This window comes from Polaribacter haliotis (genome assembly GCF_014784055.1).
Taxonomy (GTDB): Bacteria; Bacteroidota; Bacteroidia; order Flavobacteriales; family Flavobacteriaceae; genus Polaribacter; species Polaribacter haliotis.
The window spans coordinates 670,368-696,496 of sequence record NZ_CP061813.1; the positions used below are offsets into that span (position 1 = coordinate 670,368).

Annotated in this window: 25 protein-coding genes; 13 read left to right on the forward strand and 12 right to left on the reverse strand. The window is 30.3% G+C overall.

From position 1 onward, the window contains the following. The first annotated feature begins 151 nt into the window (after positions 1 to 151). The 10 genes from H9I45_RS02630 (at position 152) to H9I45_RS02675 (ending at position 7,908) form a co-directional block, all read left to right on the forward strand. Positions 152 to 763 (forward strand): DEAD/DEAH box helicase, encoded by a 612-nt coding sequence (locus tag H9I45_RS02630; protein WP_088353491.1) that lies wholly within the window; start codon positions 152 to 154, stop codon positions 761 to 763. A 26-nt stretch (positions 764 to 789) separates the two neighbouring features. Beyond that, complete coding sequence (locus H9I45_RS02635) at positions 790 to 1,431, forward strand: thiamine phosphate synthase (protein WP_088353490.1); 642 nt, start codon at positions 790 to 792, stop codon at positions 1,429 to 1,431. A 24-nt stretch (positions 1,432 to 1,455) separates the two neighbouring features. After that, positions 1,456 to 2,409 (forward strand): hypothetical protein, encoded by a 954-nt coding sequence (locus H9I45_RS02640; protein ID WP_140422739.1) that lies wholly within the window; start codon positions 1,456 to 1,458, stop codon positions 2,407 to 2,409. Continuing rightward, positions 2,402 to 3,337, forward strand: a complete 936-nt coding sequence (locus H9I45_RS02645; RefSeq protein WP_176397535.1) for a leucine-rich repeat domain-containing protein — start codon at positions 2,402 to 2,404, stop codon at positions 3,335 to 3,337. Before H9I45_RS02640 ends, H9I45_RS02645 begins: the two co-directional genes overlap by 8 nt. 42 nt (positions 3,338 to 3,379) lie before the next feature. After that, positions 3,380 to 4,279, forward strand: coding sequence for an EamA family transporter (locus H9I45_RS02650; RefSeq protein WP_088353487.1), 900 nt, complete (start codon positions 3,380 to 3,382; stop codon positions 4,277 to 4,279). Between the two features lie 148 nt (positions 4,280 to 4,427). Then, positions 4,428 to 5,000 carry a Crp/Fnr family transcriptional regulator gene (locus H9I45_RS02655; RefSeq protein WP_088353486.1) on the forward strand — a complete coding sequence of 191 codons (573 nt, stop codon included), beginning with the start codon at positions 4,428 to 4,430 and terminating at the stop codon, positions 4,998 to 5,000. Between the two features lie 76 nt (positions 5,001 to 5,076). Beyond that, positions 5,077 to 5,811, forward strand: coding sequence for an acyl-CoA desaturase (locus H9I45_RS02660; RefSeq protein ID WP_088353485.1), 735 nt, complete (start codon positions 5,077 to 5,079; stop codon positions 5,809 to 5,811). 152 nt (positions 5,812 to 5,963) lie between these two features. Then, positions 5,964 to 6,548 carry a TetR/AcrR family transcriptional regulator gene (locus H9I45_RS02665; RefSeq protein ID WP_088353484.1) on the forward strand — a complete coding sequence of 195 codons (585 nt, stop codon included), beginning with the start codon at positions 5,964 to 5,966 and terminating at the stop codon, positions 6,546 to 6,548. Between the two features lie 12 nt (positions 6,549 to 6,560). Continuing rightward, the gene (locus tag H9I45_RS02670) at positions 6,561 to 7,193 is read left to right on the forward strand and encodes an NAD(P)H-dependent oxidoreductase (protein WP_088353483.1); all 633 of its coding nucleotides are present in this window, start codon (positions 6,561 to 6,563) and stop codon (positions 7,191 to 7,193) included. Between the two features lie 34 nt (positions 7,194 to 7,227). Next, positions 7,228 to 7,908 carry a type 1 glutamine amidotransferase domain-containing protein gene (locus tag H9I45_RS02675; protein ID WP_088353482.1) on the forward strand — a complete coding sequence of 227 codons (681 nt, stop codon included), beginning with the start codon at positions 7,228 to 7,230 and terminating at the stop codon, positions 7,906 to 7,908. Between the two features lie 71 nt (positions 7,909 to 7,979). Here H9I45_RS02675 and H9I45_RS02680 read toward each other — a convergent pair whose 3' ends face one another. The 3 genes from H9I45_RS02680 to H9I45_RS02690 all read right to left on the reverse strand — a co-directional run bounded on the left by H9I45_RS02680 (position 7,980) and on the right by H9I45_RS02690 (position 12,723). Further along, entirely contained in the window at positions 7,980 to 9,293 is a 1,314-nt protein-coding gene (locus H9I45_RS02680; RefSeq protein ID WP_088353481.1) for a DEAD/DEAH box helicase, read from the reverse strand. A 197-nt stretch (positions 9,294 to 9,490) separates the two neighbouring features. Further along, a complete protein-coding gene (locus H9I45_RS02685; RefSeq protein WP_088353480.1) occupies positions 9,491 to 11,986 on the reverse strand; it encodes an ABC transporter permease in 2,496 nt (831 codons plus the stop codon). Positions 11,987 to 12,033: 47 nt separating this feature from the next. Next, entirely contained in the window at positions 12,034 to 12,723 is a 690-nt protein-coding gene (locus H9I45_RS02690) for an ABC transporter ATP-binding protein (protein WP_088353479.1), read from the reverse strand. A 29-nt stretch (positions 12,724 to 12,752) separates the two neighbouring features. On the opposite strand from H9I45_RS02690, the gene H9I45_RS02695 reads away from it, so the two are divergent. Then, a complete protein-coding gene (locus tag H9I45_RS02695; RefSeq protein ID WP_088353478.1) occupies positions 12,753 to 13,502 on the forward strand; it encodes an arylesterase in 750 nt (249 codons plus the stop codon). A 235-nt stretch (positions 13,503 to 13,737) separates the two neighbouring features. Here H9I45_RS02695 and H9I45_RS02700 read toward each other — a convergent pair whose 3' ends face one another. From H9I45_RS02700 to H9I45_RS02725, 6 genes are all read right to left on the reverse strand, one after another. Then, the gene (locus H9I45_RS02700) at positions 13,738 to 15,273 is read right to left on the reverse strand and encodes an SDR family NAD(P)-dependent oxidoreductase (RefSeq protein ID WP_088353477.1); all 1,536 of its coding nucleotides are present in this window, start codon (positions 15,271 to 15,273) and stop codon (positions 13,738 to 13,740) included. A gap of 173 nt (positions 15,274 to 15,446) precedes the next feature. Further along, entirely contained in the window at positions 15,447 to 16,787 is a 1,341-nt protein-coding gene (locus H9I45_RS02705; protein WP_088353476.1) for a DEAD/DEAH box helicase, read from the reverse strand. A 139-nt stretch (positions 16,788 to 16,926) separates the two neighbouring features. Then, the gene (locus H9I45_RS02710) at positions 16,927 to 17,118 is read right to left on the reverse strand and encodes a cold-shock protein (RefSeq protein ID WP_088353475.1); all 192 of its coding nucleotides are present in this window, start codon (positions 17,116 to 17,118) and stop codon (positions 16,927 to 16,929) included. Between the two features lie 223 nt (positions 17,119 to 17,341). After that, on the reverse strand, positions 17,342 to 17,644 hold the full coding sequence (gene hpf / locus H9I45_RS02715) for a ribosome hibernation-promoting factor, HPF/YfiA family (RefSeq protein ID WP_088353474.1): 303 nt from the start codon (positions 17,642 to 17,644) through the stop codon (positions 17,342 to 17,344). Between the two features lie 25 nt (positions 17,645 to 17,669). Then, positions 17,670 to 18,176, reverse strand: a complete 507-nt coding sequence (locus H9I45_RS02720) for a peroxiredoxin-like family protein (RefSeq protein WP_088353473.1) — start codon at positions 18,174 to 18,176, stop codon at positions 17,670 to 17,672. Between the two features lie 37 nt (positions 18,177 to 18,213). Further along, positions 18,214 to 19,269 carry an NAD(P)-dependent alcohol dehydrogenase gene (locus tag H9I45_RS02725; RefSeq protein ID WP_088353472.1) on the reverse strand — a complete coding sequence of 352 codons (1,056 nt, stop codon included), beginning with the start codon at positions 19,267 to 19,269 and terminating at the stop codon, positions 18,214 to 18,216. Between the two features lie 225 nt (positions 19,270 to 19,494). Between H9I45_RS02725 and H9I45_RS02730 the strand changes: the two genes are divergently transcribed. Beyond that, the gene (locus H9I45_RS02730) at positions 19,495 to 21,144 is read left to right on the forward strand and encodes an acetolactate synthase large subunit (RefSeq protein ID WP_088353471.1); all 1,650 of its coding nucleotides are present in this window, start codon (positions 19,495 to 19,497) and stop codon (positions 21,142 to 21,144) included. 4 nt (positions 21,145 to 21,148) lie between these two features. Continuing rightward, positions 21,149 to 22,516, forward strand: a complete 1,368-nt coding sequence (locus H9I45_RS02735) for an NAD-dependent succinate-semialdehyde dehydrogenase (protein ID WP_088353470.1) — start codon at positions 21,149 to 21,151, stop codon at positions 22,514 to 22,516. A gap of 159 nt (positions 22,517 to 22,675) precedes the next feature. Here H9I45_RS02735 and H9I45_RS02740 read toward each other — a convergent pair whose 3' ends face one another. The 3 genes from H9I45_RS02740 to H9I45_RS02750 form a co-directional block, all read right to left on the reverse strand. Then, a complete protein-coding gene (locus H9I45_RS02740) occupies positions 22,676 to 23,560 on the reverse strand; it encodes a YihY/virulence factor BrkB family protein (RefSeq protein ID WP_088353469.1) in 885 nt (294 codons plus the stop codon). A gap of 131 nt (positions 23,561 to 23,691) precedes the next feature. Next, positions 23,692 to 24,615 (reverse strand): EamA family transporter, encoded by a 924-nt coding sequence (locus tag H9I45_RS02745; RefSeq protein ID WP_088353468.1) that lies wholly within the window; start codon positions 24,613 to 24,615, stop codon positions 23,692 to 23,694. Between the two features lie 157 nt (positions 24,616 to 24,772). Then, the gene (locus tag H9I45_RS02750; protein WP_088353467.1) at positions 24,773 to 26,077 is read right to left on the reverse strand and encodes an autotransporter outer membrane beta-barrel domain-containing protein; all 1,305 of its coding nucleotides are present in this window, start codon (positions 26,075 to 26,077) and stop codon (positions 24,773 to 24,775) included. Positions 26,078 to 26,129: the final 52 nt, after the last annotated feature.

Sequence of the window (26,129 nt, forward strand, 5' to 3'; positions counted from 1 at the left end):
GAGTTTGTATTTTCTTATTAAGATTTAATCGATAATTTTATAAAATATTTGTGAAATAATAATTCACAAAACCTAGAGTAGAAAAAATAAGTACTTCAATTTAATTGTATCTTTGCCTCAATATTTTATGTAAATAATTATCTTATTTTATATGCCTTTTAGAAAATTACATCCTCATTTGAAAGAAAAGTTAGCCGAATTTGAGATAACAACTCCTACTCCATTTCAAAAAGCAAGTATCTCTACCATTAAAAGTGGCGCCAATGTTTTTTGTAATGCTCCAGAAAATAGTGGAAAAACAACTACTTTAATACTAACTTCTTTAAATAAATTAAAGTGCGAAGAAGTTGGTACAGCACCAAGAGCCATTGTTTTGGTAGAAAATAATGACAAAGCTTTAGAATTATATGATGTTTTTTTAAAATACACAAGATCTTCTTCTCTACGAGTTTACGTTGCAAATGAAAGAGAACATATCGATTTATTAAAGTCGGAGATTTTTGAAGGTGTAGATGTTCTAATTGCGACTCCAAAAACAATGCACAAACTGTTGTTATTAGAAGGTGTAAATACAACACAAGTAAAGATTTTTAGCATCGATAATGCCGATTTTCTAGCACAAAAAAACTATTCTGCTGAAGTTTTATCAATAACACAAAGTATTACGAAATGTCAGTTTGTAATGTATTCAGAAAAAATGAATCCTACTTTAAAACGTTTTGAAGATTATTTTATGCAATTTGCCAAAACAGTTGCTGTTTAAGATTCTATTTTATTAAAAATAAATTTATGATTATTCCTAAATTACATTATATCGCTGAAGGAAAAAATTCCAAAGAAATTCTAAAGAAGATTCAAAAAGCGTGTACTTCTGGTGCAGAATTGATACAGTTGAATTTAGACACGATTTCTAAAAAAAAGTTTTTAGATGTTGCGAAAGAAGCTAGAGAAATTACGGCTTATTTTCAAACAAGATTAATTGTAAAAGACCACTATAAAATTGCGAAAGAAGTAAAAGCAGATGGTGTACATTTCGAAAATACAGACTCCTACTCTTTTTCTGTAAGAATCCATTTATACACATGGCAAATTGTTGGAGGAACTGCGAACAATTTACAAGAATGTGAAGCCTTATTAGCAAACGAGTTCGATTATATTACTCTGAGTCCTTTTAAAAATTCATCTTCAAGAGATAAACAAACCAAAGTTTTAGGTTTGGCTGGTTTCTCTACCATTATAGATGTTCTAAAAACAGAAACTCCCATTCTTGGTTTTGGCGGAATTACTACAAACGATGTTACTTCTATTTTAGAAACGGGTATTTCTGGTGTTGTTGTTTCTGAAGCTATTTCTACTAATTTCGATGCTGTAAAAGAATTTAATCAGTTATTAAAAGCTTCTGTTGTAGATGAGAAGCGTTATACTTTCTAAAATTTATATTTAAATTCAACTTATTTGAAAGCTTTCTTTAATTTATTTCTGATTCTTTTTTTGATTAAAGCTTCGGTTTTAAAAGCTCAAGAACTAAATATTAATGGAGGTTTCCTAATTAAAGGAACACTTGTTTTGGGAAACCAAAACAAATCGTTGCAAATTGGTGCTTTTGGTTTTGGTGCTTTAAACTATGGCAAAATGTCTTTAGAAAGTGGTTTGTCTTTTGTTTCTTATCAATTTATAAAAAGACATACAAAAAAAATAAACGGGCTCGCCTTTTCCTATGAAGGTTTTACCTTGGTTGGCATTGGAAATAACACCAATTTATTAGGTTCTTCTGTGTCTAAATTAAATAACGAAGTAATTTATAATCCGAATGGTAAAGGTGGTTTTATTGGCTTAGGCTTTGGGTTTAGTAAAGATTATTTACCCAAAGAATTAAAAAGTTATGGCATAAAAAATGGTCAGTTTATTATGCGATTTAGTAAAGGAAATAAAAGTATGCATACCATTTTTACAAACGATTTTAAAATCGGTAAATTATTTAATGGAGAAAGAACAGATTATGCAACTACAGGTTCTTTTTATGCTGGGTATACTTCAATAAATAAACAACATAGAGTATTTCAAACAGGAATTGGAATAGCACTATTTACAGCACAACCCAATTATTCCAAATCACCTAGAAACCCTTTAAATTCTGATGATGGTCGTAAAAATGTTTGGTTTACCTTACCACCTTTTAAAGATTTATTTTACTCAAATTTATATGGTTTTGTAGCTTACCAAGATGCCAATTATTCTGTAAGTTCTAAAATTGGCATAAATAGCGAACGTTTGGGAGCTTATGTACAAAATAAATTACATGACGGTTTTGGATTAAACCCACGTTTTCCTTGGAATGTTGCTAAAAAAGATAAATTATATTATGAATTTATTGGAAGTATTAATTATACAAATAATACAGATGATTAATTCTAAAAACATATATATACTTGTTTTATTCTTGATTATTTCTAGTTGTAAAACCTACCAAACATTTTATGGTGAAACAGCGACTTTAGAAACTTTTAATGCACAGACAAAAAGATTAAATTTTAGTTACAATAATCTTAAAGAAGTTCCTGAAAATATTAAAACTTTAAAGGATTTAAGAATGATAAACCTTTCTGGAAATATACTTTTAGATATCGATAAAACATTAGATGCTTTACCAAATCCAGAAAAATTAGAAGTACTTATTTTAGATAGTCTTCACCTTAAAACAATACCTAAAAATATCACAAAGTTTATCAATTTAAAACAACTCTCAATTGCCTATAATAGTAACTTAAACTTAAAAAACACGTTTAATAAATTATCTAATATTCCATTAGAATTTTTGAATTTAAGTGGGAATAATATCAATAAATTACCAAAAAACATACAAGAGTTAAAAACAATTAAAGATCTAAATTTATCTTACAATAATTTACAAGATGTAGAAAGTTATGGTTATTTGGCCAAATTACCATTGCTTTACTCTTTATGGTTAGATCATAATAAATTGAGTGAACTTCCTAAAGAAATTGGTCATTTAAACCAAGTTTCTTATTTCTATATAAATAACAATTATTTAAAAAACATTCCAAACGAAATTTCAGGGATGAAAAATTTACGTGTTTTACATGCAGGTTATAATTATATTACAGAATTTCCTAAAGAATTTATTGGTGCACAAAAATTAACATTAGTACATATAAACAATAACAAAATTACTTCTTTCCCAAGAGTATACAAAACTGCAAAATATAGTTTGGCAGCACTTCTTTTAAACAATAACCCAATTTCTAAAACAGAACAAAAATGGGCAGAAAAAACCTTTAAAAACTTCTTTTTACTTTCTTTTAAACAGTCTTATTAAAACGTATTTATAAGTAACAAAAAAACTATCTTCGCGCGCATTATGTGGATGTATTTAGGTTTATTAGCCGCACTTTTTCTGGGATTACACAATTTATGTAAAAAACATGCAGTACAAGGAAACGAAGTGTTTCCTGTACTTTTAGGAACCTTACTTTCTGGGTTTTTATTATTTATTCCTTTTTTTATTGGCTCTAAATACAATCCTGAATATTTTAAAGAAATTGGTTTTTATATTACAGAACTTCCCTGGCAAACACATGGTTTTATTTTTATAAAATCGATGATAATGGCTGCTTCGTGGATTTTAGCCTATGCAGCTTTAAAACACTTACCACTAACAATTGTTACTCCAATTCGTTCTGCAGGTCCGTTTTTCACGTTTATTGGAGCTATTTTAATTTACAACGAACAACCAAACTCTTTTCAATGGATTGGTTTCTTCCTTATTATTTTTTCAGTTCTACTCTACTCTAGAATCGGAAAAAAAGAAGGAATTATTTTCAAGAAAAACAAATGGATATTCGCCATTATTGGAGCTACTTTTTTAGGAGCTTCTAGTGGTTTGTATGATAAATTTTTAATTCAGAATTTAACTTTGAATCCGCAAACATTACAATTCTGGTTTTGTTTTTACACGATTTTGATTTTACTCGTTATTCTTTCTATAACTTGGTTTCCTTACGCTGAAAAACGAAAATCGTTCAAATTTCGGTGGACAATTATTGCTGTTGGTATTTTACTACAAACTGCAGATTACTTCTATTTTAAAGCCTTACAAGATCCTGATGCGTTAATTATGTTATTGTCCGCGATTAAAAGAAGTCAGATTTTAATAGCAGTTGTTGTTGGAGGTTTAATTTTTAAAGAGAAGAATAAACGTAAAAAGTTGGTTCCTTTATTTGGAATTATGCTAGGTGTATTTTTGATTTTGTATTCGTAATTGTCATTGTGAGTCAGGAAGCAATCTGTTAGTTAAATTTCCCATCTTATTAAAATTGACTTACCTCCTACATTATTTTCTACAAGGTTTAAACTTAAAACACTTAAGCTTCCTTATCTTTGGTTATCAATATCAAGACAACAAATAATTGGAACAAATAAAAGCCTATTTAAAACAAATTGCAGAAATCTCTAATGAGGATTGGGACTTTTTTAATTCCAAATTAGAAAGACGAATAATTCCTAAAAAAAATGTTTTTCTAAAACTAAACGAATTAGAAAATCATATTTCCTTTATAGAAACTGGTGTTGTTCGTCTGTATATTCCTAAAGAAGATCCAGACAAAGAAATAACTTTTGGGTTTAGTTTTAAGAATCAATTTATTAGTGCTTATGATTCTTTTCTAACGCAACAACCTTCTGTTTATGAGCTTCAAGCATTAACAGAAACTACACTTTTAAGCATTAATTATAACGATTTGCAAGAGGTTTACAACAAAACACAAATAGGAAATTTAATAGGAAGATTAACTGCAGAACGTCTTTTTCTGTTGAAATCTAAAAGAGAACAATATTTACTAAATCTTACTGCGAAAGAACGTTATTTAAAGCTTTTTAAAGAACGACCAGAATTAATAAAGGTAATTCCATTAAAATACATTAGCTCTTACATTGGAGTTACAGCGCAAGCTTTAAGCAGAATCAGAAAACGATTATTATAATTTTTAACATTTATTTTATTGATTTAGGTTCATTGTTTCAATGGAAATAGCAATTTAACTTTGCGCAAAAAAATAGATGACAATAATCATTTTTGTTTTAGTGCTTTGGTATGGAGGTTTGTTTTTTCAATCTTTCTTTTTACACAGATATGCTGCTCACCAAGTTTTTACAATGTCTAAAACTATGGAGCGAATTACATTTATATTAACATGGTTTTTTCAAGGAGCAAGTTATTTAAGTGCTTATGGGTATGGAATTATGCACAGAATGCATCATGCCTATACAGACACAGAAAAAGACCCTCACTCGCCTTCTCATGATGACAATTTGTTTGCTATGATGTGGAAAACAAAAACCATTTATCAGGATATTAATGAACAAAAAATAGCTGTAGATGCGCGTTTTACTAAAAATGTTCCTCAATGGAAAAGTTTTGATGCTTTTGCAAGTTCTCGTTTTTCAAGAATTCTTTGGATTACTTTTTACATCTTATTCTTTGTAGCTTTTGCAACTTCTTGGTGGCAATGGTTATTGTTGCCAATTACTTTTTTAATGGCGCCAATTCATGGTGTAATTATCAATTGGTTTGGTCATATTTATGGTTATGTAAACTTCAAAATGAAAAATACAAGTAAAAACCTTTTCCATTTCGATTTTTTAATGATGGGTGAAGGGTATCATAACAATCATCATAAATATGCAAGTAGTCCAAATTTTGGGGTGAAATGGCATGAAATTGATATGACTTATGTAATCATGAAATTGTTGAATTTCTTTGGGGTTATTAAGTTAAAAGTAATTTCAAAGTAGGTGTATCTTCTCATCAAATTTTTATTTTAAAACTTATTCCTAAATTAAAAAATAGGTTCTCTTTTTACAGATATTTTAAGTAGCTAAAAATTTGTTAAAAAAAGAATGAACGTTCATTTTTAACTTACCTTTGTACTAGAAATAAGATTAAAATGGCAAAACTTCAAAAAAGTATCGATAAAAAAAATGCTTTAGTAAATGCAACTATAGAGTTGGTAAATAATAATGGGTTTCATGCTACACCAATGAGTAAGATTGCTAAAATGGCAAATGTTTCACCTGCAACAATCTATTTATATTTTGAAAATAAACAAGATTTAGTAAATCAGACTTATGTAGAAGTTAAAGCCACATACACAAAATTTGTGTTTGATACCTATGATGAAAACATGCCAATTGAAGAAGGCTTTAAAATGATATGGCAACGCATTGCAGATTATAAATTTAATGATTGTAAGAATGCCATGTTTTTGGCACAATGTGATAATACCCCAATGATTGACGAAGTAAGTAGACAAGAAGGCATTAAACATTTACAGCCATTATTAGATCTTTGGGAACGTGGAAAAAAAGAAGGAATTATTAAACCTATTTCTAACTACATCCTTTATGCATACGCTATTAACCCATTATCATTTTTAATGATATCACAAAAACGTGGAGCAATACAAATAGAAAATAAAGAATTAGAAGAAGCATATATAGCTGCTTGGAATAGTATTAAAGTGAATAAATAAAAATAAAACAATATGGAATTATTAGATAAATTAAATTGGAGATACGCTGCAAAAGCCATGAATGGTAAAAAAGTAGCAGAAGATAAAATTGAACGCATATTAGAAGCTGCACGTTTGGCGCCAACTTCAAGTGGTTTACAACCTTTTGAAATTTTTGTTATAAAGAATCAAGAAATTAAAGAAAAAATTAAACCAGTAGCTTGGAATCAATCTGTAATTACAGACTGTTCTCACCTTTTAGTGTTTGCTGCTTGGGATAATTATACAGAAGACCGAATTAATTATATGTTCGATTTAACAAATGAAATTCGTGGTTTTAAAAATGAAGGTTGGGAAAACTATCGTCAAATGTTATTAAATGCTTATCCACAGAAAGAGGCAGAAGAAAACTTTAATCATGCTGCAAAACAAGCATATATCGCTTTTTCTCATGCCATTATTGCGGCAGCTTACGAAGGTGTAGATGCAACTCCATTAGAGGGTTTTGATCCAGTTGCTGTTGATGAAATTTTAGGATTACGTGAAAAAGGATTAAGAAGTGCTGTTCTTTTACCAATAGGTTACAGAGAGGAAGACGAAGATTGGTTGGTTAATTTAGTAAAAGTTAGAAAACCTATGGAAGATCTAGTAACCGAAATACAATAAGTAAACAATTACAATAAATTAAAAAAAAATAAACATGAAAATATTATTCGTTTTAACATCACATGATACATTAGGAGATACTGGAAAAAAAACAGGATTTTGGATTGAAGAATTTGCTGCTCCTTATTATACATTATTAGATAAAGGTGTAGAAATTACTTTAGCGACTCCAAAAGGTGGAAAAGCACCAGTTGACCCAAGTAGCGATACTGAAGACACTGCTACAGAAGACACAAAACGTTTTATAAGTGATACAAAAGCACAAGAATTAATTAACAATACCAACAAAATTGCAGATATGAATCCTGCAGATTTCGATGCTGTTTTTTATCCTGGTGGTCATGGTCCTTTATGGGATTTAGCAAATGACGAACATTCAATTACTTTAATTGAAACTTTTAATAAATTAGAAAAACCAATTTCTTTTGTTTGTCATGCTCCTGCTGCTTTAAAATCCGTAAAAGGAAAAGATGGAGAACCAATTGTAAAAGGAAAAAAAGTAACTGGTTTTACAAATTCTGAAGAAAAAGGTGTTGATTTGGTTGATGTTGTTCCATTTTTAGTGGAAGATATGCTAAAAGCAAATGGAGGAAATTATTCTAAAGGTGATGATTGGGCTGAACATGTAGTAACTGACGGACTTTTAATTACCGGTCAAAATCCTGCTTCTTCTAAATTGGTTGCAGAAACGTTATTAAATGTCTTAAATAAATAAGATATCTAATTATAAATTTAAAAAGCCTGTAAGAAATTACAGGCTTTTTTTATAATAATATTTTGTAAAGTTTAAACAGTATACATTCTAACTTTCTTCTTTTTTAAACGAGAATTGTTCAATTTTTCAACCAAACCTTCAGCTAAAGTCAAAGGAACTGCTACAAAAGCACAATCTTGTTTTAAATCGATGTCTCCTAATTGATCTCTTGTTAATTTCCCTTGTTTAATGAATAAACCTGCAATATCTCCTTTAGAAATTTTATCTTTTCTTCCACCAGAAATAAATACGGTTTCCCAATAAGGCGCTTTTCTTTCTGCTTGTTTCGAAATATCTACAACATCAGCATCTTTTATAAATTCTGGTAAAAGTTGATCTTTCCACTTAATTACATACGCAGTTCCTTCTGCAGAAACTCTTGCTGTACGTCCATTTCTATGTGTAAATTCTTCTAATGCTTGTGGTAATTCATAATGAATAATGTAATTCATTTCTGGAACATCAATTCCTCTTGCAGCCAAATCTGTCGCAATTAAAATTTGGTTGGTTCCATTACTGAATTTTATCAAAGAACGTTCTCTGTCTTTTTGTTCCATTCCACCACTAAAACAACCATGTCTAATGTTTTTACTTTCTAAAAAAGTACTCACATTATTTATGCTATCTTTTAAATTACAAAAGATAATTCCTTGCTGATTTCCTAAATGATTCAACAAGTGCAAAAGTGTATTTAGTTTGTTTTTAGCAGGAGAAATAACGGTTTTAATTTCTAATTTAGAAACCTTTTTTCCTTTTAAATAATTAATAGTTCTTGGTTCTTCCAAGCCAACAAAATCTGGAATCGTAACTCCTTGTGTTGCAGAAGTTAAAATACGTTTACTTAAAGCAGGTAAATCTCTTATGATTTGTCTCATTTCATACTCAAAACCGACTTCTAAAGACTTATCAAACTCATCTAAAACCAATGTTTTAATACTATCTCTTGAAAAACGTTCGTTCGCAAAATGATCGGAAATTCTACCTGGAGTTCCAATTAAAATGGCAGGTACATGTTTCAGTTCTATTTTATCTTTAGACATGGGTCTTCCACCATAAACCGCATTTACTTTGTACCCAGAACCCATTCCACGAACCACTTGTTCAATTTGGATGGCTAATTCTCTTGAAGGCACTAAAATAAGTACTTGAATATCCGGATTTTCTGGATCTAAATTCTTGATAACTGGTAATAAAAAAGCCAATGTTTTTCCTGTTCCTGTTGGGGAAAGCAAAATGGTATTATCTGTCTTTTGAATAACAGCAGTCGCCTCTATTTGCATAGGGTTCAGCTCTTTGATATTCAATTTATCTAAAATATCTTGTTGGTCTTTTTTATTATTTGCCATTTTATGTTTTTTATAGTCCTAAAATCACTTCAAAAAATGATAAGAATTTATCAATTTCTATAGCATTCTTAAGTTTTGCAAATCTAATACTTATTATTTTTGAAAACCCTTGAATCCAAAATTACATCAAACAAAAATAACACAAGATTTAAAGATATGAGTTTCAACTAAAAACTTAAAACTCAACACTAAAAACTCTATGCTTCTCTTCGTAAAACTTCCAAAGGAGAACTCTTTAAAACAGATTGAATATTACTCAAACCAATTAATAAAACCAACAATGTAATTCCTGGTAAAAACACCACAAAAGGAATTATAGATGGAAAAAAGGGCTCTTTAAAGACGAAAATAGCTAAAGCAAAACTACTTATCAATGCCAAAAGGATTCCTACTAAACTGCCTAATAAACCTAAAAAAACATATTCGAAAGCAGTAATTTGTAGAATCTGTTTATTTTTTGCGCCCAATGTTCTCAATAAAACACTTTCCTTAATTCTTTGATATTTACTGGTTCTTACAGACCCAATCAAAACAATAATTCCTGTAAGAATGCTAAAAAAAGCCATAAAATTGATAATCCAAGAAACTTTATCTAAAATATCTTCTACGACTGTAAATATTTGTCTTAAATCAATTACAGTAACATTTGGGAATTTGTCCACTAAATCTCGTTGAAATAAAGCAGATGTTTTTTCATCTGGTACTTTTGTTGAAAAAACACTAAACTGTGGTGCTTCTTCCAAAACTCCAGCAGGAAAAAGAATCATAAAATTAGGCTCGATTTGAGACCAATCTACTTCACGAATGCTACCAACAGTTGTTTTCATTAAAACACCTTGTACGTTAAAAACGATATCATCTCCAACTGAAACATTTGCGTCTTTAGACAACCTTTTATCAATAGAAATCTTTACACCATCTCCTTGTTTAATAGTTGGAATCCACTCACCTTCTATAATTTCTTCGGAAGTTGTTAAAGAATCTCGATACGTAGTTCTGAATTCACGATTTAAAATCCAACGTCGAATTTTTCGAGTGCTATCTTTACGAATATCATTTACCAACCTTCCTTTAATACTGTGCATTCGCATCGTTACTAAAGGAATATTCGATAAAACAGGTAAATTTTTACTCGTTATATTTTCTGATAATTTCTTTCTCTGACTACTTTGAACATCTAAAATAATAATATTAGCATCTTTAGAACTCTGTTCTATGGTTGTTTTTGACAGTAAAATATCTTTTGTAAAATATAAAGTACTTATTAAAAAAGTTCCCAAACCAATGGCAACTACTAAAACCACGGTTTGATTGTTAGGTCTGAATAAATTCAATAAACTTTGGCGCGCTGTAAAATTCCAATTCTTTGGAAAAAAACGTTTGATTAATTTTATAAAACCCAAGGCTACACTTGCCAATAACAGAAATGTAATTAACGTCGCAATTACAAATGCAAAAGCATATAAAGCATTTTGAATCAACCAAAAAGAGAATAAAAACAGGAATAATAAAATAATTCCAAATACAATAAAGCGTATTTTTTTGGGTTCTTGTGATGCTTTTTCATCAACTCTTAAAACATCTAAAGGTGATACATACCAAGTTCGAAGCAATGGTAATAATGCAAACAAAACCGACATAAATAATCCTAATAAAATACCAATTAAAATTGGTTGAAAAGAAATACTAATTTCTAATGTAAAAGGTAAAAATTCATTCAATAAATAAGGAAATAAAAGCTGTAATAAAACACCAATTAAAGATCCTATAAAACCACCAATAATTCCAATTCCAGCAATTTGAAACAAGAAAATTAAGAAACTTTGCAATCTTGATGCGCCCATACATTTTAAAACAGCAATGGCCTTTAATTTTTCTTTGATGTAAATATGTACAGAACTTGCAATACCAATACAACCTAATAATAAAGCTATAAAAGCGGCCAAATTCAGGAATTTGCCGACATTATCATAACGCCTTCCTAAACGTTCTGTGGTACTTGTGTGTGTGTCTAAATCTGCATTTTCTGCATCTAAAACTTTGCCTATTTTGTTTTCTAATCTTGTTAAATTCAGGGTATCAGAAACTTTGTAGAAATATTGATATTCTTTTCTACTTCCAAATTGTAGTAATTTTGTTGCTTCAATAAAACGATAAGGAATTATTACAGTGGGTGCAATAGAACTTGAAATTGCAGAACTACCTGGAATAGATTTTAATGCTCCAGCAATCGGAATTTTTACTTCACCTACTTTTATAGAATCACCAACTTTTGCATTAAATTGAAGTAACAAAGTAGCGTCAACTAAAGCTCCTCCATTTTTTTGATATTCTGATGAAGCATTTTCTGGAGCGGTTTTTATTTCTCCATAAAAAGGAAAAGCGCCTTCTAAACCACGAACTTTTACCAATTTTGTGTTTCCGCTTTTTAGAAACGCAATCATCGATACAAAATTGACTTCAGATGCATTTGGTTTTAAAGAATCTATAATAGCTTTGGCACGTTCTGTAGGTTCTTGTCTAGAATCGATAATAAAATCTGCTCCCATTAACGTTTTAGACTGACTTTTAATATTGTCCTTTAAATTGGTACTGAATAATTGAATAGAAACTACAGCCGAAATTCCTAAAATAATAGACGCCATAAATAATAACAAGCGTACTTTACTGGCTTTGGCATCTCTCCAAGCCATTTTTAAAAGCCAAGATATCTGTAAATTTTTGTTGGTTAAATCGTTTTTCACAATGTAGCAGTCAATTCGTTCGATATTATTTTTCCTCCCTTTAAGCGTAATATTTGTTGTGTACGATTTGCCAATTCTAAATCGTGAGAAATAATTACCAAAGTAGTTCCGTTTTCTTTGTTTAAATCGAATAATAATTTAATTACTTTTTCACCTGTTTCTTCGTCTAAATTTCCTGTAGGTTCATCTGCAAATAAAATAGATGGCGAGTTCGAAAACGCTCTTGCCAAAGCAACTCTTTGTTGTTCTCCACCAGAAAGTTGAGACGGATAATGATGCACACGATCTCCCAAACCTACTTTTCCTAACAAGATTCTACTTTTTGCAGTTGCATCTTTTGCGCCTTGTAATTCCAAGGGAACACTCACATTTTCTAATGCTGTAAGTGTTGGTAATAATTGAAAATTCTGAAAAATAAAACCAACTTCTTTATTTCTTAATTGTGCACGTTCGTCTTCATTTAAACTACTTAAATCTTGTCCACATAATTCTACATTTCCAGCATTTGGCTGATCTAAACCTGCACAAATACCTAATAAAGTTGTTTTTCCACTTCCAGAAGGCCCAACAATCGAGAAAGTTTGCCCTGCTTCTACTTCAAAAGAAATATCTCGTAAAACCGTTAATTCTTTGTTACCACTGGTATATGTTTTTTCTAAACCAGTTATCTTTAATATCTTTGACATCTAAATAATTATAATTTATGAAGCGACTAATGTTCAAGGTTAAAAATAAGGAAATTCAAGCATCTAAACCAATATTTAGTTCTTCTAAACTCATAAAGTTATGTTATTTTATAATTGTATTCTTGCTGATTTCTTGTGGAAATGAGAAAGAAAAAAAGTCAACCGAAAATAATACTTCAACAAAAGAAGTAACAAATACTAAAACTGAAGAAAATTCATCAACTAATAAAACGATTCTTTGTTTTGGTGATAGTATTACTGCTGGTTATGGTTTAGACGATACAAATGATGCTTTTCCAGCAATTTTAGAGCAAAAAATAGATTCTTTAGGACTGAATTATACTGTTGTAAACTCTGGAGTAAGTGGAGAAACAACTGCTGGTGGAAAAAGTAGAATTGATTGGGTCATAAAAAATAAACCTGAAGTATTTCTTTTAGAATTAGGAGCAAATGATGGATTAAGAGGCGTACAATTAACTGAAACAAAATCTAATTTACAAGCTATTATTGATGTTGTCAGAGAAAAAAGCCCAAAAACAAAAATAATATTAGCTGGAATGCAATTGCCACCAAATATGGGTTTGGACTATACAACCGAATTCAAACAACTATTTATTGATATTGCCAAAGAAAACAAAATCGCTTTTATTCCTTTTCTTTTAAAAGATGTTGGTGGAATTTCTTCATTGAATCAGAATGATGGAATTCACCCAAATGTAAAAGGACATAAAATTATGGCAAATACAGTTTGGGAGGTTTTAGCTCCTATAATTAAGTAGTTATTTCACAGAGATTAACAGAGTTTTTTCACAGAGGTTCACAGAGAAAAAAACACGAATTTTACAGATTACACAGATGTTTACGGATAATATTTTTAATAAAATAGATAACCAAATTATTTTTTTCTTTTGGAAAATTAAGAAAAAGAGAGTGTTTCACAAATATTTACAGACATATCGCCCCATAAAACAAGAACATAAGAGTGTTTTCCCCTTTGGGGAATTAAAGGGGCTTTTACCAGTCAATAGGAAAATAATCTTTCAAAAACTTTCCAGACCAATGTTTTCCGGTATTTATTCCGTCAATTAAAGGATCCATCACTCTTGCTGCACCATCTACAATATCTAAAGGAGGTTGAAAATCGTGCACTTCTTCTTTCTTTTTAGATAATTCAGCAGGATCTTCATCTGTAACCCAACCTGTATCCACAGCATTCATGTAAATTCCTTTCTTTGCAAAAGTTGCTGATGAAGTATGTGTTAACATATTTAAAGCCGCTTTAGCCATATTTGTATGAGGATGTCTATCCACTTTTTTGAATCTATGAAACTTCCCTTCCATCGCAGAAACGTTGATAATGTGTTTCTTTCCTGTGTTTTCTTTCATCATTAAATTAGACAAACGATTACACAAAACAAAAGGTGCAACAGCATTTACCAACTGAACTTCCACCATTTCTGTGGTTTCGATTTCGCCTAAACGCAAACGCCAACTGTTTGTTTTTCTTAAATCTACTTGTTGTAAATCTGCATCTAATTTTCCTTCAGGAAAAACTTCTGCTGTTTGTAAAGAATTGTCGAAACTATAAGGAATTTGAGACAATTCAGCTGAATTTCTTAAGCCTATTCCTGGTTCTGGTCCATGCCAAGTTACTGGCAACACATTATTTTTAGCTGTTTTTGTTGATGAAATACTTAAATCTGATATTTCTTTCAAACATTCAGCATGATTTTCTAACAAAGTCTGTGCTAATATTGGAAGTTGATCAATTGGTTTCTTTTCATTTTCCATCATATGAGCGTAAAAACCTGATGGTCTTCTTACAGTTTGTGCTGCATTGTTTATGAGAATATCTAATCTATCGTATTTCTGTTCTATATAATTACAGAAAATTTCTACACTTGGAATGTGTCTTAAATCCAAACCATGAATGTGTAAACGATCGCTCCAATCTTTATAATCTTCTTCTTTTGCAAAACGAATGGCAGAATCTGCAGGAAAACGAGTCGTAGCAATTACTGTTGCTCCAGAACGTAAAGCCATTAAAGTAATATGATAGCCAATTTTTAAACGAGATCCTGTAATTACAGCAACTTGTCCTGTTAAATCTGTCGTTTGAAAACGTTTCGCATAATTCAAGTCACCACAATCTGTACACATGGTATCATAAAAATGATGCAATTTTGTAAAAACTGCTTTACATACGTAGCAATTTCTTGGAGATTCTAATTCTGGTGTGTCTTCTGGAATTGCAGCTGCACCTAATAATTTTGGTGCCACAAACAAGGCTGCTTCTCTTGCAGAACGAATTCCGGTTGATTTTCTTGCATGTTTATCGCTTTCAATTCTCTTTCTTTTTGCTGCTTTTTTAGCGTCTTTTCTTCTTCGCTGAAATTCATCTCTATTTGGACGAGATAATTCGCCAGCAACTTTAAAAAGTGCGACTCTTTGTGCTTCTGGAATCTCAAAAAGCTGATTTGTATCCGCCAATAAATCTTGTATTGTTTTTATACAAGCATCTATTTCTGGATTATTTTTTTGTTCGCTCATATAATTTAAGCTATAATTTTATATTTAAAAATGTTCTCGATACAATTCCACAAAAAAGTGGAATCACTCGAACTAACATTCGGTAAACTACTTTCCTCACTATTATACTTATCTATAAAAACAATAAGTATCACAAGAGTGTTCCTTCCCTTTGGGAAGGCTAGGATGGGCTTTTATCTCTTCTTCTTCTTTTTAACTTCTTCTGTTTTTGGAGTATTTGAAGCAGTTTGTGCCAAATAATTTGCCAAAATCTTATCTACCAATTCTTCTTTTGTTAAATGATGAAATATGGTTTTTATTTGAGATTTAAAATCTTCCGATATTGTTTTATTCGGTTTTGTTTTAAATATTTTTTTTGCCCACAACAAGCCATTATTTTCTTCTATAGATTGGGCATCTGCTTTTTCATATCTCGAAAATGAAATTCCTAATTCCTTTTCAAAATCTGCAATATCCACCACTTCTTCTTGCTGTAAAATAGTTAAAGAAAGTCCCTTTGCTCCTGCTCTGGCTGTTCTTCCACTTCTGTGCACATACGCATCATACGTATCTGGCAAATGATAATTAACCACATAAGAAATCTCTTTTACATCAATTCCTCTTGCGGCTAAATCTGTTGCCACTAAAATATCTATGTGTCCTTCTCTAAATTGTCCCATAATTCTATCTCGAATTCCTTGGGTTAAACTTCCATGAATTGCTCCTGATGAAAATTTATTAATAGCTAAATTCTTTGCTAATTTATTAACTGCAGCTTTTGTTTTACAGAAAATAATTCCTCTTTGGCCTTCTTTAGAATTTAAGAAATGTAATAAAACTTCTAATTTTTCAATGGGTTCTACAACTACATATTGATGGTCAATTCCTTGATGACCAACAGTTTTCATATCAGCTTCAATGGTAACCACTTCTTTAGACATGTAGTTATTTACCAATTGTCTAATAGCACCAGGCATTGTTGCTGTAAATAAGAAAGTTCTTCTTTTTTTCGGAATTTCAGCAATAATGGCATCCAAACCTTCTTTTAAAGCACTTACCATTTCATCTGCTTCATCTAAAATAAAGTAAGAAATATTTTTTATGTTGATGGCTTCACGTTTTACCAAATCTGCCAAACGTCCTGGAGTTGCCACTACAATATGTGTTTTCTCTTTTAAGCGATCTATTTGTGGTTTGATAGGAATTCCTCCACAAACAACAGCAATAGAAATATCTGGACTGTGTTTTGCAAAAGATTCTAAATTACTATGAATTTGTTGCCCCAATTCTCTTGTTGGCGCTAAAATAATCGCCTGAATATCTTCTTTTTTTGTGTCAATTAATTGCAATAAAGGCAAGCCAAAAGAAGCAGTTTTACCTGTTCCAGTTTTTGCCATTGCAACTACATCTTCATGCTGATTTAAGATTACAGGAATTACTTTCTGCTGAATATCTGTAGGCACAGAAATCTGTAAATCTGTTAAACTTTGTTGTAATTGTTGATGGATTCCTAAATCGGAAAAATGTTTTGACATGTAAAATTATTTTGTGCAAAGATAACTACACTTTTTGTTGATATGGTTTTTTCTTTACTGCATTTTTAATTCAAAAAAAAGCATAAAAAAAGCTCATCAAAATTGATGAGCTTTCTTTTAAACTTGAAAGTATATGTTATTAGATAACTTTTACGTTTACTGCGTTTAAACCTTTGTTACCTTCTTGTAAATCAAATTCTACTTTATCTCCTTCACGAATCTCGTCTACTAAACCAGAAATGTGTACGAAATGATCTTTTTCAACTCCTTCTTCAGTGATAAATCCAAAACCTTTAGTTTCGTTGAAAAATTTTACTGTACCTGTATTCATAATATTGTTATTAATTTATTAAGTTGCAAAGATGCCACCATATTTTAGACTTACAATTTATTAATTCATTTATTTTCAAATTATTACGTGATTCTCAGTGGTTTTTAGGTATTAACCTTTAAATCAACTTAATATCAAGAAAAAAACTATTGAATCCATATTTTTAATCGTAAAAAAACCTTCCAAATTGGAAGGTTTTTCGCTTTATAACTCGAAAACTTGTTTAATAAGCCTTCATTTTATCTTTTTTCTTTCTTAATTGTACGTCTAATTCACGAATTGCTTCACTAACAGACGACTCAAAATTATCGTTACTTGATTCTGCAAATAATCTTGGTCCAGGTAAACTTACTCTAATTCCGCAAATTTTTCCTGTTTCTTCTGAAGATGTATTTTCTTGTTTAAAAAACACATCTGCTCTTATTAGAAAATCATATTTCTTATACATATGATTCAGTTTTTCTGTTGTAAAAGCTTCTAAACGTTCGCTTGCTGTAATATCATGGTATTCAAATTTAATGTCCATATTTTTTCTTATTTAAGTTAATAATTTACGCTTCTCCTCTTGCAGGATATCCTTCTTTTAAAATATAATCGATTCCGCCTAAAACTTCTCTCAAAGGAGATCTTCCAAAAGGCATCGATTGTATAGATTCCCAATAGACAGTTCCGTCTTTATGGATTAAAAACAAACCTGGTTCTGTAAAATGTTTAGGTTCTTTTTTAATTCCTTCAGAAATAAATAAACCCCATTTTCTGGCTTCTTCAATTGGAAAATCATATCCAACAGGAATATCGTCAATATCCCATTCTTTATACGTTTCTTTGGCTACTTCTTCAGTATCTGAACTTATTGCAATTAGATTTACACCTCTTTCTGTAAACTCGTCTTTTTTCTTTTGAAGTTCTTCTAATTGTTTTTTACAAACAGGACAGTGTTTTCCTCTATAAAAAACAAGCATTGTAAAGTTTTCTGGTGTTTGTTCTTGTAAACTCCATTTAGTACCGTTCACTAAATTAATTTCTAAATTTGGTGCTTTTTCTCTTGGTTTTATCATCTTTTTCTGTTTTTTAATTAATATTTATTTTCTCTTTCTATGCTTCTTTTAATGTTTTCATATCAATTACAAAACGGTATTTTACATCGTTATTTGTAACTCTTTCAAAAGCTTTGTTGATATCTTGCATGTCAATCATTTCAATTTCTGATGTGATATTATGCTCTCCACAGAAATCTAACATTTCTTGTGTTTCTTTAATTCCGCCAATTAATGAACCTGCAACTCTTTTTCTTCCCATAATTAAATTCCCACCATTCATTGGCTCTAAAGGCTCAATTGCGCCAACCATAACCATTGTGGAATCTCTTTTTAAGATTTGTAAATACGGATTGATATCGTGTTTTACAGGAACAGTATTCAACAGAAAATCGAAACTTCCTGCATGTTTTTTCATTTCATCTTTATTTTTTGAAATAATTACATCATCTGCTCCTAATTTTTTAGCGTCTTCTGCTTTTCCTTCGGAAGTTGTAATCATATACGTTTCTGCACCCATTGCACTTGCGAATTTAATTCCCATATGTCCAAGTCCACCTAAACCAATAATACCAACTTTGTCTCCTTTTTTAATTTTCCAATGATTTAAAGGTGAAAACGTAGTAATTCCTGCACATAATAATGGTGCAACTGCTTTTGTATCTAAATTCGTTGGTACTTTCAACACAAATTCTTCTCTTACAACAATCGAGGTTGAATATCCTCCGAAAGTTCTATCTCCAGAATGTTTGTCTTTTCCATTATAGGTCCCAACCATTCCTTTTTCACAGAATTGTTCTAAATCGTCTTCACAAGCACCACATTCTTTACAAGAATCGACCATACATCCTACTCCAACTAAATCTCCTTCTTTATAATTTTTAACATCAGTACCAACTTCAATTACTTTTCCAACAATTTCATGACCAGGAACTAATGGATAGTTTGCATTTCCCCAATCGTTTTTTGCTGCGTGAATATCGCTATGACAAACTCCACAATATAAAATATCGATTTTTACATCATTTTCTAAAATTGCTCTTCTTTCGATTTCCATTTGTTGCAAATCTTTATCTGCAGCTTCTGTTCCATATGCTTTTATTTTCTCTGACATCTATTTTATTTTTTATGAATTTCCACGAAATTAGGAATTAAAAAAGGTGATTATTGGCTCTTTTGAAATCTATTTGGACTCATTCCAAAAATTAACACTTTATAAGACAATCCCTTTAAAATTAACAGATTTTTAAGGTTGATGATGAATATTAACAACTATTTTATTCTTAAATTCGAAGAAATGATGATCGAATTTCATCTAAAAAAAAAGCTATAGAAAAACATGAAAACTTCCGATATAATTATACAAGCATTAGAAAATGAAGGTGTAGAATATATTTTTGGATTGCCAGGTGAAGAAAATTTAGACGTTTTAGAATCCATCCGAAAATCCAATAAAATTGAGATTATAATAACAAGACATGAACAAGGTGCTGGTTTTATGGCAGCAACTTATGGACGACTCACAGGAAAACCTGGAGTTTGCATGTCCACTTTAGGTCCAGGAGCCACAAATTTAGTTACACCAACTGCGTATGCACAATTAGGTGCAATGCCAATGGTTATACTTACAGGTCAGAAACCTATTAAAGAGAGTAAACAAGGAAAGTTTCAAATTTTAGATGTGGTAGAAATGATGCAACCGCTTACAAAATTCACCAAACAAATTACGTATGGTAAAAATTCTGGAGCCATTATTAGAGAAGCGTTTAGACGTTCTCAAGAAGAAAGACCTGGAGCTGTTCATCTAGAAATTCCAGAAGATGTTGCCAAAGAAGAAGTAGAAAAACCTCACTTTTTTAATGTTGAAAACATAAAAATTCCATCTGCAAATAAAGATTCGGTTTTAGATGCTTGTAAAATGATATGTTCAGCAAAAAAACCACTCTTATTAATTGGTGCTGGTGCAAATAGAAAAAGAGCTTCTGTGGCACTTACTGATTTTGTAAAAACATTAGAAATCCCATTTTTTAATACACAAATGGGAAAAGGAATTATTGATGAAAGAAATCCTTTATATATTGGTACAGCTGCACTTTCTTCGAGTGATTTTATTCATGAAGCCATTGAAAATGCCGATTTAATTATTAATGTTGGTCATGATTCTATTGAAAAACCACCATTTATAATGAATGCTGATGACAAACGAAAAGTAATCCATGTCAACTTTTTTGCAGCTGAAATTAATGAAGTTTATTTCCCACAATTGAATGTTATTGGAGATATTGCTTCGACTATTAAAGAATTAACAAGTCAGTTAAAAGACAATTCTAAAAAATGGAATAATGATTTTTATTTAAAAGTGAAGGAAAATGTGTCTAATCATTTAGCAAAATATGAAGAAAACAATCGCTTCCCTATTTTGCCTCAAAGATTGGTTAAAATTACCAGAGATATTTTACCTGAAGATGGAATTGTAACTTTAGACAACGGAATTTATAAAATTTGGTTTGCGCGTAATTTTCCTGCTTATGCTCAAAATACTTTAATTTTAGACAATGCTTTGGCAACAATGGGCGCAGGTTTTCCTTCTGCAATGATGGCTAAAAAACTAAATCCAGATAAAAAAGTAATTTCTGTAAATGGAGATGGTGGTTTTATGATGAATTCGCAAGAATTGGAAACCGCAATTCGTATGGAATTAGATATGGTAATTATTATTTTAAATGATAATGCCTATGGAATGATTGAGTGGAAACAAGAAGGAGAAGGATTCCCTAAATTTGGTTTGGAATATAAAAATCCTGATTTTGTAAAATATGCAGAAAGTTTTGGTGCTTTTGGTTACAGACCAACATCCATTAAAGATTTTGAAGAAATATTAGCAAAAACATTAGATTTAAAAGGAATTCATGTAATAGATTTAGCTGTAGATTATTCGCTAAATCATAAAATATTGAATGTATTATTGAAAGAAAATTCAAAAAAATAAAAAAATGAAAAAGACAACAACTATAAATCCTGCAACAGAAGAAGAAATAAAAAGTTATGAAAGAATTTCTTCAAAAGAAGCGAAAGGAAAAGTAGCTAAAGCGAATGAAACTTACCAAACATGGAAAAAAACAAGTTTTGAAGAACGTTCTAAATTAATGAATAAATTAGCGACAATTTTTGAAGAAAACGTAGAAGAATATGCGCAATTAGCAACCCAGGAAATGGGTAAAATAATTAAACAATCTCGTGCAGAAATAGAAAAATGTGCAAAAATCTGTAGATATTATGCTGTTAATATTGAAGAATTAATAGCAGATGAAGTTATAAAAACTGAAGCTCAAAAAAGTTATGTTACTTTTCAACCTTTAGGAGTTACTTTAGCTGTAATGCCTTGGAATTTTCCATTTTATCAGGTAATTCGTTTTGCTGCACCAGCAGTTATGACTGGTAATACTGGTGTTCTAAAACATGCATCTAATGTACAAGGTTGTGCTTTTGCTTTGGAAGATGCATTTAAAAAAGCAGGTTTTCCTGATGGAGTTTTTACCAACTTAAATTTAGAATCTAAAGACATTAAAGCAGTTATTGAAGATAAAAATATTGTAGCAGTTACATTGACAGGAAGTGAACCTGCAGGACGTTCTGTTGCAAAAATTGCTGGAGAAAATTTAAAGAAAACCGTTTTAGAATTAGGAGGAAGTGATGCATATATCATTTTGGAAGATGCAGATTTAGAAAAAGCGACGGATTTAGCTACTTATGGACGTTTGCAAAATAACGGACAAACTTGCATCGCCGCAAAACGTTTTATAGTTTTAGAAGAAATTTATGATGATTTTCTAAAACTCTTCACCAAAAAAATGAAAGATGCAAAAATGGGAGAACCTACGAACGAAGAAGTTTATTATGGACCAATGGCAAGAGTAGATTTACGGGATGAATTGCACGAACAAGTAGAAAAAACAGTTAAACAAGGTGGTAAATTGGTTTTAGGTGGTAAAATTCCAGATAGAAAAGGTGCGTATTATCCTGCTACAATTTTAGCGGATTTAAAAGCTGGAATGACTGGTTTTGATGAAGAACTTTTTGGTCCAGTTGCTTCTGTAATTAAAGCAAAAACAGAAGAAGAAGCGATTGAATTAGCAAATAATTCCACTTTTGGTTTGGGTTCTGGTGTAATTACAGGCGATTCTAAAAGAGGAGAAAAAGTGGCTTTACAATTAGAAGCAGGGAATAGTTTTGTAAATAAATTGGTGGCTTCAGATCCAAGATTACCTTTTGGTGGTATTAAAAATTCTGGTTATGGTAGAGAATTATCAAGTTATGGAATTCGTGAATTTGTGAATACAAAATCAATTTGGATTGATTAAGATATAACTAACAAGACATTAAACCTTAAAGAAAAAGATATTGTAAATAATTATATAGAAATTACTTCTAATTTTATTTGTGTTATTTGATATATTAATATTTAGGATTCATAGCTCTTTTATAGGTTATAAATTACCAAATGTAGAAGCTGAATAATTTTATTCTTTAATAATTATTTCATCTTTATTATTCAAATATGTATCTGCATACACTTTTGTAAAATGCGCTCCAAAAAAGAGAATTAAACTTGAGTATGAAACCCATAACATAATCAAAATTACAGAACCTGCGGCTCCATAAGTAGAACCTGGATCCATTTCACTAAAATACCAAGCCAATAAATACTTACCAATTACAAATAAAATAGCTGTTAAAGCTGCTCCTACTTTTACAGCTCTCCAACGCACTTTTTTACTTGGTAAATATTTAAACATTGCAGCAAATAAAACGTAGATAAATAAAATGGACATTAAAAAATCTATAACATAGATATATTCAAACAAATTATCTGGCACAAATACTTCTATTCTCCTGCTAAATGCACTAATTAATGCTGTTAAAATGAAACTAATCAGTAATAAAAAACCAATAATTAAAATAAAACCAAAGCTTTTTAGGCGATCTACAATCATCTTTATAAATCCGTTTGTGTTTGTGTTTTCTTTTAATTTCCAAATTTTATCAAACGCTGCTTGTAACTGATAAAAAACTCCTGTTGCACCATAAATAAGTGTTCCAACTCCAATAAATGTTGTAAAAATAGAGACAGATTCATCACCTCTATCCAACATCATCACTCGAATAGATTCTGCTGTTTGAATTCCTACAGCTTTCGTGATTTCATCCAATAATTCGCCTTCTACAATTTCTCTTCCCCAAATATTTCCAACCAAATTTAAGATGATAACAATTAAGGCAGGTAAAGATAAAATGGCATAATAGGCAACAATTGCACTTAATTCAAAAGGGCCACTATCTAACCAATTACTTCCTGTTTTCTTTAATAATTTTGGAAAGTCTTTTATGATTTTTTTTGCTTGCACAGGTTAATTTTATAAATGTAAAATTAAGGATATTCTTTTTTTATAATTTGCGTGAATGATAGTATATTGAACTCATTTCGAAAATTATAATTCAATTTTAAAAATTAACATCAATAAAAAAAAACAGGAATTTAAGTTTTAGAAGTACCATTTACATTTTTCACTTTCCTTTTTCTTGAAGTTATAAAATAAACACCTGTTAATAAAATGGCAGAAGCAATCATAGATTGCGTAGAGATTTTTTCCTCTAGAAAATACCAGCCCATAAATAAAGCGATAACAGGGTTTACATATGCAGAAGTTGCTACTTTTTCTGTAGAAACTACTTTTAATAAGTAGTTAAATGCTGTAAAAGCGACAATACCTCCCAAAATAACTAATAAAAACATTGAGATTTGAACATTAGAGCTCCATGTTAATGGAGAAGTCCAATTTTCTTTAAAAGAAAGACTTAAAATAGCCAAAACAACTCCAGCAATTACCATTTGTATTCCTGTGCTTACAAAGAAATTTTTTGGTAAATCTGCTTTGGAAACAAAAACACCTCCATAACTCCAACCTAAAACACAACCTAACATTACTACAATTCCTAAAATGGTTTCATCTGATGTGACTAACTCTTGCTGACTTACTAATAAAACCATCCCTAAAACACCCAAACAAACTCCTACAATAGATTTTTTTTGCATTGGTTTTCGGTCTAAAAAACGTAAAATTAACAATACAAATAAAGGTTGAGTAGAAGCTATTAAAGCTGCAAAACCACTATCTACATATTGCAATGCCCAAACAAAAACACTATTTCCTAAAATCAAAAAAAATAATGATGCTATGGCTGAATTGAGGAATTGCTTTTTAGTAATTTTAAGACTAAAACCAAAAATTTTGGCAATTAATAACATTAAAACTCCAGCTGTAGAAAAACGAATACAAGCCAAGAAAAATGGTGGTAATTCTGTTACTGCAACTTTGTTGAATAAGTAGGTAGAACCCCAAATTACATAAATGGATATAAATGCTACAATAATTAAAATTTGAGATTTATTCGTTTTCATAACCTACTTTAATAGAAGTTGCAAAATTACTATTAAAATAATTACAAGATTGACTTAAATGAAGAAAACATTTAAGTTAAACAAGCAAAACCGACCAAAAAAAATATTTATTTGGTTACTTTAGGTTTTATGAAAACTTTGTTTGAAGTATAAAATATTACTTTTTTTCTTTAACCATTTTTTCCTCCAATGCCTTAATTCTTTTGTCTTGGTTAATAATGTACAATGTCAACTCCTCCACTTTCTGCAATAATTTAGCATTCATTTTTGCCAAGTAAAAACCGTCTTCTTTTACTTTTTCTGCACTTGGAATGTTTTCTAAATGTCCGTTTTTTTGGATGTATTCTTCAACTTGTTTTAAGCTAGGCAACTGATACAATTTTCCAAAAACAAAATCTGGCCAATTTGCATAAGTATCTATTTTAACATCTAAAGCTGCAACATTTCCATTTACACCAAGCTTAAAACCCTGTGTATCATTAGTTCCTATACCTACATTTCCATTTAAATAATTTATATCTGTGCTGTTTTGATTCGCATTTGTAGTATTTGTATTGTTCCAAGGAGATTGGTTTTTACCAAGCGTAAATTCATTTTTTACAAATTCTTTGGTTACTAAAACCTTATCTGTTGCATTTTCTAAATCAACTATAGATTTATTAACATTTATAACACCATTAAAATCAGATTTTAAATTTCCTTTGTAGTAAATAAACCTTTTTTCTCCTCCTGTAGTTAAGCTTGTTAAACTAACATCTTCTCCAGCTTCAATATAAGAAACATCTCCAGTAATATTAATTGTATTGGCTACATCATAATCTAAGTAAAGAACAGATGCTGCATTGTTTATAGTTCCGTTTTGTAAACTTAATGTTCTGTGCATTCCTTGTGCATAATTAACAGTAATATTTGAGTCATCTACCTTTAATGTAGATGAAGTTAATCTGGCATAATCAACAGTACCACTTCCAAGAGCATTAACTTGAATTACAGCACCCACTAAAAAATCTGTTGTTCCAGCACCAGAATTTTTTGCTCCTAAAAGATTTGCATACACACTTTGTGCGGCTCCACTTCCATCTTTTAAGGCAACATTATAGCCACCAACTACACCCGTAATATCTGTATTTCCTGTAAAATCAGATAAATTAATGTTTCCAAAAGTCCAATCTGTACTATTTGAAGTACTTCGTAAGTTTTCTGTAAAACTAGAAGCCGAATTTCCTGTTAAAAAATTATTCTGCCCCATAATAACTGCAGGTTCTATGTTTGTGACAGTTCCTACAGTTCTTGTTGTAGACGAAGATGTTGCCTTGCTTTTGTGTTGTTTATTTAACACAATACTATCTAAATTTTTTTCTTTTTTTTCAAGTAGATTTTCCTTTGTTGTTTTTTGTGCGAACGATGCATTAGCAATTAAAACGAATGGAATAAAAACAAGAATATACTTAAACTTTTTCATATTAAAACAATTGATACTTTGAGATGATACAAATTTAATAAAAATACAATAT

Coding starts and splice junctions, on each gene's coding strand:
- H9I45_RS02630 (WP_088353491.1), top strand. CDS start 152: ATGCCTTTTAGAAAATTACATCCTCATTTGAAAGAAAAGTTAGCCGAA.
- H9I45_RS02635 (WP_088353490.1), top strand. CDS start 790: ATGATTATTCCTAAATTACATTATATCGCTGAAGGAAAAAATTCCAAA.
- H9I45_RS02645 (WP_176397535.1), top strand. CDS start 2,402: ATGATTAATTCTAAAAACATATATATACTTGTTTTATTCTTGATTATT.
- H9I45_RS02650 (WP_088353487.1), top strand. CDS start 3,380: ATGTGGATGTATTTAGGTTTATTAGCCGCACTTTTTCTGGGATTACAC.
- H9I45_RS02660 (WP_088353485.1), top strand. CDS start 5,077: ATGACAATAATCATTTTTGTTTTAGTGCTTTGGTATGGAGGTTTGTTT.
- H9I45_RS02665 (WP_088353484.1), top strand. CDS start 5,964: ATGGCAAAACTTCAAAAAAGTATCGATAAAAAAAATGCTTTAGTAAAT.
- H9I45_RS02670 (WP_088353483.1), top strand. CDS start 6,561: ATGGAATTATTAGATAAATTAAATTGGAGATACGCTGCAAAAGCCATG.
- H9I45_RS02675 (WP_088353482.1), top strand. CDS start 7,228: ATGAAAATATTATTCGTTTTAACATCACATGATACATTAGGAGATACT.
- H9I45_RS02680 (WP_088353481.1), bottom strand. CDS start 9,293: ATGGCAAATAATAAAAAAGACCAACAAGATATTTTAGATAAATTGAAT.
- H9I45_RS02685 (WP_088353480.1), bottom strand. CDS start 11,986: ATGGCTTGGAGAGATGCCAAAGCCAGTAAAGTACGCTTGTTATTATTT.
- H9I45_RS02690 (WP_088353479.1), bottom strand. CDS start 12,723: ATGTCAAAGATATTAAAGATAACTGGTTTAGAAAAAACATATACCAGT.
- H9I45_RS02695 (WP_088353478.1), top strand. CDS start 12,753: ATGTTCAAGGTTAAAAATAAGGAAATTCAAGCATCTAAACCAATATTT.
- H9I45_RS02700 (WP_088353477.1), bottom strand. CDS start 15,273: ATGAGCGAACAAAAAAATAATCCAGAAATAGATGCTTGTATAAAAACA.
- H9I45_RS02705 (WP_088353476.1), bottom strand. CDS start 16,787: ATGTCAAAACATTTTTCCGATTTAGGAATCCATCAACAATTACAACAA.
- H9I45_RS02710 (WP_088353475.1), bottom strand. CDS start 17,118: ATGAATACAGGTACAGTAAAATTTTTCAACGAAACTAAAGGTTTTGGA.
- hpf (WP_088353474.1), bottom strand. CDS start 17,644: ATGGACATTAAATTTGAATACCATGATATTACAGCAAGCGAACGTTTA.
- H9I45_RS02720 (WP_088353473.1), bottom strand. CDS start 18,176: ATGATAAAACCAAGAGAAAAAGCACCAAATTTAGAAATTAATTTAGTG.
- H9I45_RS02725 (WP_088353472.1), bottom strand. CDS start 19,269: ATGTCAGAGAAAATAAAAGCATATGGAACAGAAGCTGCAGATAAAGAT.
- H9I45_RS02730 (WP_088353471.1), top strand. CDS start 19,495: ATGAAAACTTCCGATATAATTATACAAGCATTAGAAAATGAAGGTGTA.
- H9I45_RS02735 (WP_088353470.1), top strand. CDS start 21,149: ATGAAAAAGACAACAACTATAAATCCTGCAACAGAAGAAGAAATAAAA.
- H9I45_RS02745 (WP_088353468.1), bottom strand. CDS start 24,615: ATGAAAACGAATAAATCTCAAATTTTAATTATTGTAGCATTTATATCC.
- H9I45_RS02750 (WP_088353467.1), bottom strand. CDS start 26,077: ATGAAAAAGTTTAAGTATATTCTTGTTTTTATTCCATTCGTTTTAATT.